Source organism: Streptomyces sp. NPDC054872 (assembly GCF_053610705.1).
Window position 1 is genome coordinate 509,090 of sequence record NZ_JBSGYY010000001.1, and the last position, 16,544, is coordinate 525,633.

Annotated in this window: 3 protein-coding genes; all 3 read right to left on the reverse strand. The window is 73.8% G+C overall.

The window, feature by feature from the left end:
• Nucleotide 1: 1 nt before the first annotated feature.
• Nucleotides 2–6,574, reverse strand: a complete 6,573-nt coding sequence (locus ACWGIH_RS02065; protein ID WP_453691580.1) for an SDR family NAD(P)-dependent oxidoreductase — start codon at nucleotides 6,572–6,574, stop codon at nucleotides 2–4.
• A gap of 2 nt (nucleotides 6,575–6,576) precedes the next feature.
• Nucleotides 6,577–15,915 carry a type I polyketide synthase gene (locus ACWGIH_RS02070; RefSeq protein ID WP_453450688.1) on the reverse strand — a complete coding sequence of 3,113 codons (9,339 nt, stop codon included), beginning with the start codon at nucleotides 15,913–15,915 and terminating at the stop codon, nucleotides 6,577–6,579.
• Nucleotides 15,916–16,016: 101 nt separating this feature from the next.
• Nucleotides 16,017–16,283, reverse strand: coding sequence for an acyl carrier protein (locus ACWGIH_RS02075; RefSeq protein WP_453450687.1), 267 nt, complete (start codon nucleotides 16,281–16,283; stop codon nucleotides 16,017–16,019).
• Nucleotides 16,284–16,544: the final 261 nt, after the last annotated feature.

The window sequence follows — 16,544 nt, forward strand, 5'->3', positions numbered from 1 at the left end:
GTCACCGGTCCTGGTTCTGGCCGAGCTCGTTGTCGATGAAGTCGAGGACCTCGGCGGCCGTCGCCGACTCCAGCCGGGTCAGCACGGTGTCGGAGGTGGTGGCGTCGGAGGAGTCCCTGGCTGCCGTGCTGCCCGTCAGGGCGTGCTGCATGGCGGTGAGGCGCAGGGCGATGTCGTGGCGCAGTTCGTCGTCGGCCGGCAGCTCCGCGAGGGCGGCGTCGAGACGGCCGAGGTCCTCGTAGACCCGCGGTGTGGCCGATGTCGCGCCCGCCGGGGCGAGTTCGGTCAGGAGGTGGTCGGCGATGGCGGCGGGCGTGGGGTGGTCGAAGACGAGGGTGGCGGGCAGGCGCAGGCCGGTGGCCGCGTTGAGGCGGTTGCGCAGTTCGACCGCGGTGAGCGAGTCGAGGCCCAGCTCCTTGAACGGCTGCTCGGCGTCGATGTCCGTGGCGGAGTTCCTGCCGAGTACGGCGGCCGTGTGGTCGCGGACCAGACCCGCGAGGAGGCGGTGCCGTTCCGTCTCGGGGGTGTCGGCGAGGCGGCGTGCCAGTGAGCCGGAGTCGGCGGCGGTGCCGGCCGCGGGCCGGGCAGAGGCTCGTACGAGGCCGCGCCACAGCGAAGGAAGGACGCCCGAGTCGGCGAGTTCGCGCAGTCGCGCCAGGTCGACGCGGGCGGCGAGCAGCAGGGACCGGTCGACGGCGGATCCGACGTCGAACATGTCGAGGGCCAGGTCGGTCGGCATGGGCAGGACTCCGTCGCGGCCTAGCCTGGCCCGGCCCTCGCCGCCGATGTGGGCGGACATGCCGCTGACCTGCTCCCAGAACCCCCAGGCCAGGGAGACGGCGGGCAGGCCCTGGGCGCGGCGGTGGGCGGCGAGCGCGTCAAGGAACACGTTGGCCGCCGCGTAGTTGCCCTGGCCCGGCATGCCCATCACACCGGCTCCGGCGGAGAAGAGGACGAAGGCGGTGAGGTCGAGGTGCCGGGTGGCCTCATGGAGATTGACCGCGGCGTCCACCTTCGGACGCAGGACCCGCTCGAACTGCTCCGGCGTCAACGACCCGATCAGCCCGTCGTCCAGCACACCCGCCGCATGCACCACACCCCGCAGCGGAAACTCCTCCGGGACAGCGGCGAGCAACTCGTCCAACGCCGCACGATCAGCCACATCACACGCCACCACACTCACCCGCGCACCCAGCCCCGAAAGCTCCTCCACCAGCTCCCTGGCACCCTCGGCCCGATCACCACGCCGGCCGGCCAGGACCACGTGCCGCACCCCGTGCTCCACCACCAGACGCCGCGCCACCAGACCACCCAGCACACCCGTACCACCCGTGACCAGAACACTCCCGTCCCGATCCCAGCCACCCGGCATCCGCAACACCAACTTCCCCACATGCCGCGCCTGACTCATAAACCGCAACGCCTCAGGAGCCCGCCGCACATCCCACACCCGCACCGGCAAAGGACGCAGCACACCCGCCTCGAACAACCCCACGATCTCCGCCAGCGTGGCGCCCAGGCGGTCCGGGCCGGCGTCGCGGCCGTCGAAGGCGCGGTAGGTGACGCCGGGGTGGTCGGCGGCGACCTGCTCGGCGTCCCGGACATCGGTCTTGCCCATCTCGATGAAGCGGCCGCCGCGAGGCAGGAGCCTCAGGGACGCGTCCACGAACTCGCCCGCGAGCGAGTCCAGGACCACATCGACCCCGCGCCCATCGGTCACGGCGAGGAACTTCTCCTCGAACTCCAACGACCGACTGGAAGCGATCTCGCTCTCCTCGAAACCCAACTCCCTGAGCACGTCCCACTTTTGTGGGCCCGCAGTCACCAAGACGCGTGCGCCGAGGTGACGTGCCAACTGCACGGCGGCCATGCCGACCCCGCCGGTCGCCGCGTGCACCAGGACCGTCTCGCCCTCGCGCAGACCCGCCAGGTCCACCAGGCCGTAGTACGCCGTCAGGAAGGCGGCGGGGACGGAGGCGGCCTGTTCGAAGGTCCAGTCACCCGGCATACGGACGAGGAAGCGGCGGTCGACCACCACGACGGGGCTGAACGCGCCGGGCATCACGCCCATGACGCGGTCGCCGACGGTGAGGTCCGTGACATCGGGGCCGGTTTCCAGGACGACGCCCGCTGCCTCGCCGCCGATGCCCTCGTGGTCGGTGACCATGCCGAGGCCCACGACGACATCACGGAAGTTCATGCCCGCCGCGCGCACACCGAGCCGTACCTCGCCCGGCCGCAGCGGCGCGTGCGCCTCCGGGCGGGAGATCAGGGCGAGGTCGGCGAGGGTGCCGTGGCCGCCGGCCTCGACCCGCCAGTCCGTTCGGCCCGGCGGCGGCACGAGGCCCCCGTCGCTGCCGACGCGAGCGAGCCGAGGCAGCAGTATCTCGCCGCCGCGCCACGCCAGTTGAGGCTCGTCGGCATCGATGGCGCGGGCCAGGGCGGGCCTCGGCGCCCGGTCCTCGTCGGGGTCGGCGTCGATGAGCACGAACCGGCCGGGGTGCTCTGCCTGCGCGGAACGGATCAGGCCCCAGAGCGGGGCGGCCACCAGGTCGGTGACGCCGTCGTCGGCGGCGACCGCGATCGCGCCGCGTGTGAGCACGACGAGCCGGGTGTCCGCGAGACGGTCGTCGGCGAGCCAGCCCCGCAGGGTGCCGAGAACGTCGAGCAGCAGTCGGTGGACCTGCGCGGGGATGTCCTCGGCGTCGGGTGCGGCGCAGGTGATCACGGCGCCCCGCGGTGCCGGTTCCCCGGCGTCGAGGGCTGCCGTCAGTTCCGCGAGGTCCGTGTGCGTGCGTACGCGCGCGCCACCTGCCGTCAGGGTCTCCGCGGCGGCGAGCGGGTCGGTGCCGAGCACGGTCCACGCGGCTCCGAGGGAGGCGGCCGGGGGCGTCGTGTCGGGCGTCCAGTCGATCTCGAACAGGGCGTCCGCGGCGGGGTTCTGGTGGGCGCGCAGCTGTTGGGCGGAGACGGGGCGGGCGACCGAGGAGTCGATGTGCAGGACGGGACGCCCTGTGGGGTCGGCGACATCGACGCGGACGGTGCCCACGCCGCTCGGCGAGATGCGTACGCGCAGGTCGGTGGCGCCCGCGGCATGCAGACGTACGCCGTTCCAGGCGAACGGCAGCCACAGCCCGTCGGGGGCGGCACCACCCACGAGTGCGGCCTGCATGGCGGCGTCGAGAAGGGCGGGGTGGACGCCGAAGGCGGGGGCCTCGTCGCGGGCGCCCTCGGGGAGGCGCACCTCGGCGAGGACGTCGTCACCGAGCTTCCACAGGGCGGTCAGGCCCTGGAAGGTGTCGCCGTAGCCGTAGCCGCGCGCGGTCAACTCGGCGTATACGTCGCCGACTTCGAGCGGCTCGGCTCCGGCGGGCGGCCATACGCCGAGATCGGCGGAGGGAGCCTCGGTGGTGTCGCCGAGTACGCCCGTCGCGTGTCGCAGCCAGCCTCCCTCGCCTGTCCGGGAGTGCACCGAGAAGGCCCGGCGTCCCGCGTCGTCCGCGGGCTCCACCGCCACCTGGACCCGCACGTCGCCCGTCTCGGGCAGCACCATCGGGGCCTGCAGCGTCAGCTCCTCGACGCAGGCGCAGCCCGCTTCGTCGGCTGCCCGCAGGGCGAGTTCGATGTAGCCGGTGCCGGGCAGCAGGACCACACCGGCCGCCGCGTGGTCGGCGAGCCACGGATGGGTGCTCAGCGAGAGGCGCCCGGTGAGCAACACACGTCCCTCATCGGCCTGCTCGACGGCCGCACCGACGAGGGGGTGGCCGGTCGCGGTCACGCCGAGCGCGGCGGCGTCCGTGGCGCGGGCCCTGGTGCCGAGCCAGTAGCGGTCGTGCCGGAAGGCGTAGGTGGGGGCAGGCGCGGGGTCGACTCCCCGGAAGGGGGTCGTCCAGTCCACCGGGGTTCCCGCCACCCAGGCCGAGGCGAGCGAGGTGAAGAACTGACGCAGTCCGCCCTTGCCGGTGCGCAGGGTGCCGACGGCCGTGACCTCGGCGCCCAGGGCGTGGGCGGTCTCCTCGATGCCGATGGTGAGGACCGGGTGGGCGCTGTTCTCGACGAGGACACGGTGGCCGTCGCGCAGCAGACTGCGGACGGCGGCCTCGAACTCCACCGGCTCGCGGCCGTTGCGGTACCAGTACGCGGCGGTGAGCTCGCCCGGGTCCAGGAGGTCGCCGGTGACCGTGGAGTAGAAGGGAACGGTGACCGGGCCCGGCCTGATGTCGCCGAGGGCGGTGAGCAGTTCGTCGCGGATCTGCTCGACCTGCACGGAGTGCGAGGCGACGGACACGGGGATGACGCGGGCGCGGATCCCGTCGTCGACGCAGCCGGCGACCAGGGCGTCCACGGCGGCGCGGTCGCCGGACACCATGGTCTGACGGGGGGCGTTGCGGCCGGCGATCGCGATGTCGCCGGGCAGGCCCGCGAGTCGCTCGGTGACCCGCTCGGCGGTCAGCGACACGGTCGCCACCGCGCCCTTGCCCGTCAGCGCCCGGGCGAAAAGGCCGCTGCGTACGACGACGACGCGGGCGCCCTGTTCGACGGTCAGCGCTCCGGCCACACAGGCCGCGGCGACCTCTCCCTGGGAGTGGCCGACCACGGCGGCGGGCCGCACTCCGTGGGCCTCCCAGAGCCGGGCCAGGGCCACTTGAACGGCGAAGAGGACGGGCTGCAACAGGTCGATGCGTTCCTGCCAGCTCTCGTCGTCGCCCCGCAGCAGCTCCACCACCGACCAGCCGGTGAGCGCGCGCACAGTGCTGTCGCACTCCTCGACGGCCTCGGCGAACACCGGTGCCGTGTCGAGGAGTTCCCGCGCCATGCCCCGCCAGTGGGTGCCCTGGCCGGGGAAGACGAACGCGACCCTGGCGGCCCGGCCGCCCTGCGCGCGTGCGGTGCCGCGCACCACGTGGCGTGGGGTGCGTTCGTCGCCGAGCGAGCCGAGACCGGCGGCCAGCTCTTCGGGGTCGGCGGCGACGACCACGGCCCGGTGCGAGAGCGGGGTGCGCCGGGCGAGGGTGGCGCCGAGCCCGGGAAGGCCGTCGGCCTGGAGGGCGGCAACGTGCCCGGCTAGGCGTTCGCCCTGCCCGCTGAGGCCGTCGGCGCCGGCGCCCGAGACGACGTACGGCAGCGCTGCGGGCAGCGGCGGCAGCTCGGTCGTGGTGTCGTCCGCCGGGGCTTCGGCGGGTGCCTCTTCGAGGATGACGTGGGCGTTGGTGCCGCTGATGCCGAACGACGAGACGCCGGCGCGGCGCACCCCGTCGGCGCCGGACCAGGGGCGGGCCCGGTCGAGCAGGCGCACGGTGCCCGGCTCCCAGTCGACGTGCGGGGTCGGCTCGTCGGCGTGCAGGGTGGGCGGCAGCGTTCCGTGGCGCAGGGCCATCACCATCTTGATGACTCCGGCGACTCCGGCGGCGGCCTGGGCGTGCCCGATGTTGGACTTGATCGAGCCGAGCCACAGCGGCCGGTCCTTGGTGTGTGCCGTGCCGTACGTGGCCAGGAGGGCCTGCGCCTCGATGGGGTCGCCGAGTGTGGTGCCGGTGCCGTGCGCCTCGACCACGTCGACGTCGGCCGGGGTGAGGCCGGCGTCCGCGAGGGCCTGGCTCATCACGCGCTGCTGGGACGGCCCGTTCGGGGCGGTGAGGCCGTTGCTCGCGCCGTCCTGGTTGACGGCGGAGCCGCGGAGGACCGCGAGGACAGTGTGGCCGTGGCGGCGGGCGTCGGAGAGCCGCTCCAGGACGAGCAGGCCGACGCCCTCGCCGGGACCGAACCCGTCGGCCGCCGCCGAGAAGGCCTTGCTGCGGCCGTCGGTGGCCAGCGCCCGCTGCCGGGAGAACTCGATGAACTGGGCGGGCTGGGCCATCACGGTGGCGCCGCCCACCAGCGCCATGGTGCACTCGCCGCGCGCCAGGGCCCTTGCGCCCAGGTGCAGGGCGACCAGGGACGACGAGCAGGCGGTGTCGACGGTGAACGACGGGCCTTCGAGGCCCAGGACGTAGGAGAGCCGGCCGGAGACGACGCTGAGGGTGTTGCCGGTGACGGCGTAACCCTCCGCGTCGGGCGGCACGTCGGTGAGGTCGGGCAGGTAGCCGGAGTCGGATGCGCCGACGAAGACGCCGGTGCGGCTGCCGCGCAGCGTCCCCGCCTCGATGCCCGCGCGCTCCAGGGCTTCCCACGCGAGTTCGAGCAGGATGCGCTGCTGCGGGTCCATCGCCAGGGCCTCGCGCGGCGAGATCCCGAAGAACTCCGCGTCGAAGCCCGCCACGTCGTCGACGAAGCCGCCCGCGCGGCCGTACGTCTTGCCGGGGCGGTCGGGGTTGGGGTCGTAGAGGCCCTCGATGTCCCAGCCCCGGTCCCTTGGCAGGTCCCCGATGCCGTCGCCGCCCGCGGCGACGAGGTCCCACAGGGTGTCGGGGTCGGTGATGCCGCCGGGGAACCGGCAGGCCATGGAGACGACGGCGAGCGGTTCGCGGGCCGCGCCGACCTCATCGGCCAGTTCCTCGTTCAGGGTGCGCAGCCGCTGGTTCTCCGTCAGCGCGGAGCGCAGTGCCTCGACGATCTCCTCGGTTGATGCGGGCATCGTCAACTCCGTTCCTGGGGGCGGTGCGTGAGCCGGATGAGGTCGTCCAGGGTCATCTCCGCGATGGCGGCGGCTTCGTCGCGTCCACGGGGCGGTTCCGTGCCGTCGGGCGGCTGCGGGGTGTCCGCGGGCTCGGGGGCCAGACGGGTGTCGAGGAGGGCGGCGACGGCGGTCGGTGTCGGGTGGTCGAAGATGAGCGTGGCGGGCAGGCGCAGGCCGGTGGCGGTGTTGAGCCGGTTGCGCAGCTCGATGCCGGTGAGCGAGTCGAAGCCGATGCCCTTGAAGGGCTGCTCCGCGTCGACGCTCTGGGTCGCGGGGTACTGCAGGACGGCCGCGACCTGGGCGCACACCTCCTCCAGGAGTGCGTTCTCCCGCTGCGCCGGGGTGAGACCGGCGAGCCTGCGGACCAGGGCGGCCTCCGCGGTGGAGTCGTCGGCGGCTTCCGGTTCCCAGACGCGGCGCACCTCGGGCAGGTCGCCGATGAGCGGGCGGCGGCGTGCGGCACCGAAGACCTCCGCGAACCGCTCCCAGTCGTTGTCGGCCACGGTGATGAAGGTGTCGTCGTGGTCGAGGATCTGCCGCAGGGCCCGCATCGCGAGATCGGGGTCCATCAGGCGTACGCCGCGTTCGGCGAGGTGCTCGGCGGCGCCGCTCGACATGCCGGGCCCGTCCCAGGCGCTCCAGGCGACGGCGGTGGCGGGTGTGCCCTCGGCGCGCAACTCCTCGGCGAGCGCGTTGAGATACGCGTTGGCCGCGACATAGGCGCCCTGCTGGCCGCCGCCCCACACGCCCACGGTGGAGGAGAACAGCACGAACGCGTCCAGGGATGTCCGGTCGAGCAGCGTGCACAGGTTGCGGGCACCCTCCACCTTGGCGGCGAACACCTCCGCGTACTCCGCGAGTTCGGCCACGGACACGGTGTCCCGGGACCCCTTGAGGCCCGCCGTGTGGAACACCGACGTGATCGGGTGCGCGGCGGGGACGGCGGCGAGCACGGCCGCCAGTCCTTCGGGGTCCGCCACGTCGCAGGCGGTGATCGTCACCTGGGCGCCTAGCGCGGTGAGTTCGGCCGCCAAGTCGGCGGCGCCCGCCGCCGTGGGGCCGCTCCTGCTCAGGAGCAGCAGGTGTTCGGCGCCGTTGTGGGCCAGCCAGCGGGCGACCTGGGCGCCGATCCCGCCGGTGCCACCGGTGACCAGGGCGGTGCCGCGGGGATGCCAGCGGCGGGCGGGCGCACGCCCGGCGAGCGGGGCACGCACCAGGCGCCTGCGGTTCAACTGGTCTCCGCGCACCGCGAATTCGCTCTCGTCGCCGTCCGTGGCGAGCGCGGCGGCGAGAAGCCGCCCGGCCGTGTCGTCGGCTTCTTCGGGCAGGTCGATCTGGCCGCCCTTGCGCCGTGGGTTCTCCAGCAGCGCGACACGGCTGGTGCCGAGGACGTGCGCCTGCCGTGGGTGGGCCGGCGGGTCGGTCTCGTCGACGGAGACGGCTCGGGTGGTCGCCCACCACACGGGTGCGTCGCTCGCGAGGTCGTCGAGCGCCTGGAGCAGGGTGACCGCGGCGGCCGCGCCCGCGGTGAGCTCCTTGTGGCGGCGGTGCGCCCCCTCGTCCAGGGCGAGCAAGGAGAGCACCCCGGCGGGCTCGGCCTCCTCGGTGGCGGCGCGCAGCTGCTTGGCGAAGGCCTCCCGGTGGGCGTCGGCCGCGTCGAGGACCACCTGGCGTACGTCGGCTCCGTGGGCGCCGAGCTCCTCGGCGCATCGGCTCACCCAGGGGTGTTCCACACAGGCGGACGGCACCACGAGCAGCCAGGGGCCGCCCAGTTGGGGCGCTGCCGGTGCGGGCAGAGGCTGCCACTCGACGGTGTAACGCCAGGTTTCGAGCAGGGCATCCGCGTGGCGGTCGCGGCGCCAGGCCGAGAGCGCGGGCAGGGCCGCGGCCAGGGCCTGCGCGTCCTCGCCGTTCAGCCGCAGGGTGCCCGCGAGCTCGCCGGCGTCGGCGCGCTCCACGAGGTCCCAGAACTCGGCGTCGGCGGGGTCCGCCTGCGCGCCGGCCGGTGTCGCGGCGAGGTCGGGCAGGTCGACGCCCGTGGCGGGGGCGGGGGCCAGGGCACGCCAGTCGACGGACACGCCCCGCACCCAGGCCTGGGCGAGGGCCGTACGGAACCTGAACAGGCTGCCGTCCTTGCGGCGCAGGGTGCCCAGGGCCACGGCCGGTGACCCGACCTCGTCCACCGTCTGTTCGATGCCGGGGAGGACGACGGGGTGGGTGCTGATCTCGATGAACGTCTCGTGTCCCGCCGCCAGCAGGCTCCGTACGCCGCCCTCGAAGTTCACGGGCCTGCGGGCGTTCCGGTACCAGTACGCGGCGTTCAACTCCCCTGTGTCCAGGGCCTCTCCGGTCACGGTCGAGTAGAAGGGGATCTCCGCCCGGCCGCCCTGGATTCCGTCCAGTGCGTCGAGCAGGGTTCCTTGCAGCGTTTCGACCTGCGGCGAGTGGGACGCGTAGGTCACCGGCACGACGCGGGCCTGCAGCCCGTCGGCGACACAGGCGGCCACGAGCTCTTCCACTGCCGCTCGTTCACCTGAGATGACGGTGGACGAAGGGCCGTTGAACCCGGCGACCACGACCGCGTCGTTCCCGTCGAACCCCAACTGGGCAATCCGCTCACGCACTTGCTCTGCCGCAAGACCCACGGAGGCCATCGCCCCCTTGCCCGCGAGCTCCTTCGCCAGGATGCGGCTGCGCAGGACCATGACGCGGGCGGCGTCTTCGAGGGACAGTGCCCCGGACACACACGCCGCGGCGACCTCCCCCTGCGAGTGACCGATCACCGCCGCCGGACGCACACCACACGCCTGCCACAACCGGGCCAACGACACCTGCACCGCGAACATCACCGGCTGCAACACATCGATCCGCTCCAGCCAGCCCTCCTCCTCACGCCCGAGAACCTCCACCACCGACCAACCCGTCAACGGCTCGATCACCTCGGCACACGCAGCCACCGACTCCGCGAACACCGGCGAACTCTCCAACAACTCCCGCGCCATACCCCGCCACTGCGACCCCTGCCCCGGAAACACGAACACGGGGTCCGTGGCGGTGGAGCGGGCCGACCCGACGACGGTCCTGCGGGTCTCGCGCCCTCCGGCGACCGCGCCGAGCCCCTTGAGCAGCTCCTCACGCCGGTCGGCGAACAGCACGGCGCGGTGCGGTGCCGGGGGAAGGGCCGCGAGCGCGGAGCCGACACCGGCCATGGAGGCGCCGGGTTCGGCGAGCACGAATTCACTCAACTTCCTCGCCTTGTCCCGCAGTTCCTCGGCGGAGGCGGCGGAAAGGACGCACGGCGTGAGCGCCGCCGCGTCGCGGTACCAGTAGCCGCGGCGCTCCCACGGGTAGCCGGGCAGGCTCACCGTGCGTCCGCGTGCGGGAAGGCGAGCGGGCGGCTCGTATCCGCTGACGTAGAGCTCTGCCGCCGCGAGCGCCATCCTCCGTACGGGGTCGGGGTCGTCCGAGGTGTCCGGGTCCGGCGCCTCGGGGTGGACCGGGAGAGCGCCCGGCGGTACGGCCGCCGGGACCTCACCGGGGTCCGCGCCGCGCTCGGCCCAGGCCTGCGCGGCATCGGCAGGCGTCAGCCGGCCGGCTGCCCAGTCGGCGCTGATCTCTCCGGGGCCCTGCCCCGCGCCGCTGTGCGGGACGACGCCGAACGTCGCCCAGACGTGCGTGGCGGCGATGTGGTGCGCAAGGAGACCGCGTTCACCGATGGCCTCACTCGCCCGGTCCAGGGCGCGGGCATAGGCGGGGTGCTTCTCCAGGGCGGCGCGCACGGAGGCGTCCGGGGCCTGGGCGGCGTACCAGAAGGTGACGGATCGAGCCCCCTCCGCCGTGACGTGACCGGTGCGGAGGTTCGGTGCTTTCCGGCCCGCGGCGGCCGCTTCGAGCGCGGCGATCATCTCGTCGCGGTCCCCGACCACGGCGAGCCGGTGTTCCAGGAGGGAGCGGCGGTGGGCCGCCGTGAACACGAGCGCGTCGACGGCGTCCGCGTCGAGGCCCCGCAGGCGGTCCGCCATGCGGCGGGCGGCTTCGGGCAGGGCGGACGCGGTGGCGGCGGTGACGGGCAGGACGTAGGGGGCACCCGTCTCGGCGGGCGGGGCATCCGCTTCGGCGTACGTGGCACCCGTCTCCGCGGGGGCGGGGGCGGGGGCGGGCGCGGTCGCGAGTTGGGGCCGGGTCCGGGGTGCGGCCTCCACCAGGACGTGGGCGTTGCTGCCCGCGAGCCCGAAGGAGCTGACCCCGGCGCGTGCCGGGCGCTCGCGTGCCGGCCAGTCGCGCGGTGCGGTCGGCACGGAGAGGGGCATGGCGTCCCAGTCGACCCGGGTGGTGAGCCGGTTCAGGCGGTGCGGTGGGACGCTGCCGTGGTGCAGGGCGAGGACGACCTTCAGGAGTCCGGCGATGCCGGCGGCCGGGGCGAGGTGCCCGATGTTGGCCTTCACGGACCCGATGAGCAGTGGGTCGCCCTCTCCCCTGCCGGGGCCGAACGCCTCGGCGAGGGAACGGACTTCGATGGGGTCTCCGATGCGGGTGCCGGTGCCGTGGGCCTCCACGTAGTCGACCTCGTGCGGCTGCCAGCCCGCCCGGTCGAGCGCCTCGCGTACGACGGCCACCTGGGCGGCGCCGCTGGGTACGGTCAGACCTCCGCTCGCCCCGTCCTGGTTGATCGCGCTGGCCCGCAGCACGGAGTAGACGCGGTCACCGTCGCGCTCGGCGGCGGCCAGGGGCTTGAGGATGAGCGCGGCCGCGCCTTCGCCCCAGCCCAGGCCGTCGGCGTCGTCGTCGAAGGCCTTGCAGTGGCCGTCGGGGGCGAGGGCGCCGCCCTCGCCGTTCATGGCCACGAGCACGGTGGGCGCGGCGATCACATTGGCCCCGCCCACCACGGCGACCTCGCAGTCCCCGCCGAGCAGACCCTGACAGGCCAGGTGCACGGCGGTGAGGGATGCGGAGCAAGCGGTGTCGACGGCCATGCTCGGCCCCCGCAGCCCGAGGAAGTACGACAGCCGGCCTGGCGTCGCGGCGAAGGAGGTGCCGGTGCCGTAGTAGAGGTTCACGTCCGCCATGTCGCGGGTGAGCATCTGCTGGTAGTCGGCGGTCTCGAGCCCGACGTACACCCCGACGCGGGTCCCCTCCAGATCACGCGGGCGACACCCTCCGTCCTCCAGGGCTTCCCAGGCCACTTCGAGGAACAACCGCTGCTGCGGGTCGAGGGACTTGGCCTCGCGGGGCGAGATCCGGAAGAAGGGCGCGTCGAACCCGGCGATGTCGTCGAGATATCCGCCACGGGTGGGCAAGTCCCCGCCGACCTCATCCCATACGGGATCCTCGCGCCGCCGCGCGGGCAAGTTCCCGATGGCATGCCGCCCGTGGGCGAGAAGCCTCCAGTACTCGTCGGGAGTGGAAGCCCCGGGCAGCCGACAGGCGACACCGATCACGGCGATGGCGTCGTCGGCGGGGGTGGGGGTGGGGGTGGCGTCCGGTGCGGGCTCGGCGGCGTGGGCCGTCCCCGGCGTTATGGGCGCCCCCGGCGTTATGGGCGTCTCGAATACGTCGGCTTCCGGCCGCGTCTCAGCGACGGCGGGGCGCGCGGCACCGGCCGCCGGCGCGGTCTCGGCAACTGACGCGTCGTTGCGTTCGGCCTCCGCGGCTTCGTGCACCGCGGGCGTGGCGGTGGGGGCGGGGGCGGCGCGGGTCGTCCCGGGCGTCTCGACCACGTCGGCTTCCGGCCGCGTCTCAGCGACGGTGGCGCGCGCGGCACCGGCCGCCAACGCGGTCCCGGCTGCCGATGCGTCGTTGCGTTCGGCCGTCGCGGTTTCGTGCGCCGCGCGCGTGACGGTGCGGTCAGCGTCGGTGAGGGCGGCATCCGGTGCCGTCGCGACCACGTCGGCTTCCGACCGCGTTTCAGCGTCGGTGGGGGTCGCGACCCGGGCCGTCGGCACGCTCTCGGCGGCCGATGCGCCGTCGCGTTCGGCCGCCGCGACAACGTCCGGCGCGGGCGTGACGGTGCGGTCAGCGTCGGCGGGGGCGGCGTCCGGTGCCGTCGCGACATCGGCTTCCGGCCGCGTCTCAGCGACGGTGGCGCGCCCGGCACCGGCCGCCGGCGCGGTCTCGGCGGCCGATGCGTCGCTACGTCCGGCCGCCCCGGCTTCGTCCGCCGCGGGCGTGGCGGTGCTGTCGGCTTCGGTGCGGGCGGCTTCGATGGTGGCAGCAGCCGCCTCCGTCTCCAAGTACGCCGCCAAATCCTGCACCGTCGGGTGTTCGAAGACGATCGGTACCGGGAGGGCCACTCCGAACTGGGCCTGGAGCCTGGTCCGGAGTTCCGCGGCCGTCAGGGAGTCCAGGCCCTGTTCGAACAAGCCGCGTCGGCGCAACAGCCTCTGGTCCGGCGGCAGGTCGAGCACCGCACGGATCACTTCAGCCACACGGTCGGCGACGGTGACGCTCTGCTCGGACGGTGCCGACGGCGCCAGCGGTGCCGACGGTGCTGCCAAAGCCGGCGCGGGTTCGTTCAAGGGCGCGACCGTCTCCGGTCCCGGCTCCGCCGCGTCCAGGGGGCGCGTCTGCGGTGACGGGCCGTGGTCGCCCCGCTCGATGCCGGGCAGCCAGTGGCGGTCGCCGCCCCAGGTCGGCACGGGCAGGGTGCGGAACTGTCGCGGCCTGCCGGTGACCCGGTCCCAGTCGACGGGGACCCCGGCGACATGCAGCCTGGCCAGCGCCTTGTGCAGCGCCACCGGACCCCGCTCGGCGCGGTGCAGCGTGCCGGTGACGGGTGCGCGGCGGCCGGTGCGGCGCACCGCGTCCGTGAGGGGCCGTACGAGCATGGGGTGCGGGGCGATCTCGACCAGCGCGTAGTCACGTTCGCGGAGGAGCCGCTCGACCGCGGGCCACAGCTGCACCGGTTCCACGAGGTTGCGCCGCCAGTACGCGGCGTCGGGACGGAGCAGGTCGGTCGCGGGGTCGACGGTGGACAGCAGACGGGTGGTCGGCTCGGAGACGGACAGACCGGACTTGCCGAACCCGCCAGAGCCATCCGACCCGCCGAGCCCACCGGACAACGTCTCGTACAGCGCGTCCGCGCACCCGCTCAAGGCCGGGCTGTGCGCCGGGTACTCGCTGTTGAGCCGCTTGCAGCGCAGGCCCGCTGCCCGCAGCGCGGCCACGGCGTCGTCGAGGTCGGGTACGGGGCCCGAAACGACCGCCGAGTCGGGGCCGTTGACGAGGGCGACCACGACCTGGGGCCACGCCCCGCCGAGCAGTTCTCGCACCTCCTCGGCGCCGGCGGACACCGCGTACATGAAGCCGAGGCCCGCGGCCCGCGAGTGCAGGATGTCCGCCCGCTCGACCACCAGCCGGGTGGCGTCCCGCAGCGTGAGGCTGCCCGCGGCGTACGCGGCGGTGATCTCGCCGAGGCTCTGGCCGATCACGGCGGCGGGGGTCAGACCGCGTTCGGCGAGCCAGCGGGTCAGCGCGACCTGCACCGCGAAGATCGCGGGGTGGGCGCGGTCGGTGCGGTCGAGCCGGTCGTCGGTGGCCCGCAGCGTGTCGAGCAGCGACCAGCCCGCATGGGCGCGGATGAGCTCGTGGCACTCGTCGAGGGCGTCGCGCACGGTCGGGTCGGCGGCATGCAGGTCGAGGGCCATGTGGGGCCAGTGGCCGCTCTGCCCGGAGTAGACGAACACGGCGGGCGGCGGGTCGTCGGGGTCCTCGACGGTCCCGGCGCAGGCGTCCCGGGGAGGGTCGTCGGGGTCGACGAGCGTGTCGACGAGGTCCCTGCGGCCGGTGGCCACGGCCGCGAACCGGTGGGCGTCATGCGTACGGCGCGTGGCGGCGGACGCCGCGAGCTCGCCGAGGTCGTCCTCCCGCGCCACCTGCTCGCGAAGGCGTGCGACCTGCGTGGCGAGCCCCTCGGGAGTGGAGGCCGAGGCCAACAGGACGTAGGGCGCGGCGGGTTGAGGGGCAGCCGACGATTCGGCGGGAGCGGGCGCCGGGGCCAGCGCCGGGGCGCCCTCGGCGACCAGGTGCACATTGGTGCCGCTGAGCCCGAAGGCGCTGACGCCGACCCGCACCGGCACGTCCGCGCGGGCCACGTCGGTGGTCGTCAGGGGCACGGCGACACCCGCCGTGGCCCAGTCGAGCGCGGGGTTGAGGCTCTCGATGTGGGGCTGCGCGGGCACCCGGCCCGCGCGGATCACCCACAGGGCCTTGAGTAGCCCGCCGATGCCGGCGGCGGCGTCCATGTGCCCCATGACGGCCTTGAGGGAGCCGATGAGCAGCGCGCGGTCGCGCCGCCCCGCGCCGTACACCTCGCTGAGCGCCTCCAGTTCGATGAGGTCGCCGAGCGGGGTGCCGGTGCCGTGGGCCTCCACGTAGTCGACGTCGGCCGCGGTCGTGTCCGCCGCGGTCAGTGCGGCGCGCAGCACCGCGGACTGGGCCTCGCCGTTGGGCGCGGTCAGGCCCGCGCTGCCGCCGTCGTTGTTGACGGCCGAGCCGCGCAGCACGGCGTGGATGCGGTCGTGGTCGGCGAGCGCGTCCCGCAGCCGCTTGAGGACGACGATCCCGCAGCCGTCGCCGCGCACGAGCCCGTCGGCGCGCGCGTCGAAGGGCCGGCAGCTGCCGTTCGGCGAGATCGCCCCGACCTGGCTCATGAACACGCTGATGTCGGGGGTGATCTGGAGGTTCACGCCGCCGGCCAGGGCGGTGTCGCTCTCGCCCGCACGCAGGCTCTGGCAGGCCTGGTGCACCGCGAGCAGCGAGGAGGAGCAGGCGGAGCTGACGGTGGCGACGGGGCCGCGCAGGTCGAAGCTGTAGGCCAGGCGCCCCGCGGCGAAGCTCGCCTCGACGCCGCTGGCGTAGTGCTGGCCGATCCCGGCGGTGCCGAGGGTCTTGGCGTGCAGCAGCGTGTAGTCGTTGGAGAGCATGCCGACGAACACGGCGGTGCGGCTGCCCCGCCACTGGTCGAGGGGGCGTCCCGCGTCGGCCATGGCTTCCGCGCTCACTTCGAGGAGCAGCCGCTGCTGCGGGTCGACTCGTCCCGCCTCACGGGGCGAGATCCCGAAGTACGCGGCGTCGAACCGGTCGATGTCGTCGAGGAAACCCCCGACGTGGCTGACGACCGTGCCGGGCCGCTCGCGCCGTGGGTCGTGGATGGCGGCGCTCCACCGGTCCCGCGGGACCTCGGTCAGCGCGTCGGCACCCGATTCGAGCAGCTCACCGAGCGCTTCCAGGGTACGGACGCCCCCGGGGAAGCGGCATCCGAGACCTACGACGGCGATGGGTTCGGGAGACCGAACGCTCACCTCGTCTCCCTCCGTTGTCGTACTCCGATACGGGCACATCCCGTGCGTGCACGTGCAGAACAGCTGGGTCCTCGTACGAGCCCGCCGGGCTCCGCACCGCTTCAGGACGCCGGCGCCCCGGCCACGGTGTGCACCAGCGCGGTGATGGACCGCACATTCTTGAAGTTGGCTGCGTTGATCTTGTTGGCGGGAACGGCGACACCGAGCTCGTCGCGAATGAACTGCAGAAGAAGAAGCGTGTGGAGGGAGTTCATGATGCCCAGTTCGAAAAGCGGCGTCGTCTCGTCCAGTTCGGACTCGACATCTCCGTCCATGTGCTTGTTCTTGATATAGGTGAGGATCTTCTCTGTGATCTCGTCGCCGGGCATACTTCCTCCGCTGCTCGAATGGGGGCCCGCAGATTTCGGCGGTGTGGGACGGACAGACACGACAGAAGCCGATTCGAGGGTAGGAAACCGCCGTCGGGCCGTCATCCCCTAGATCGCGAGGTGATCCCCTAAAAGGCGGCGCGGCAGCGCCGAGGCGCGAGCTAGGGGGCGGTTAGGGGTGGCCCGGGCACGCTCTCCACTTCTACCGTTCCTTCGGCGGGATCCGGCCACGTGGCCGCGGGAGATCGATGACCGGCAGCC

What these genes read in the sequence shown, in the direction of transcription:
- ACWGIH_RS02065 (WP_453691580.1), bottom strand. Translation starts at nt 6,574, where the DNA reads ATGCCCGCATCAACCGAGGAGATCGTCGAGGCACTGCGCTCCGCGCTG.
- ACWGIH_RS02075 (WP_453450687.1), bottom strand. Translation starts at nt 16,283, where the DNA reads ATGCCCGGCGACGAGATCACAGAGAAGATCCTCACCTATATCAAGAAC.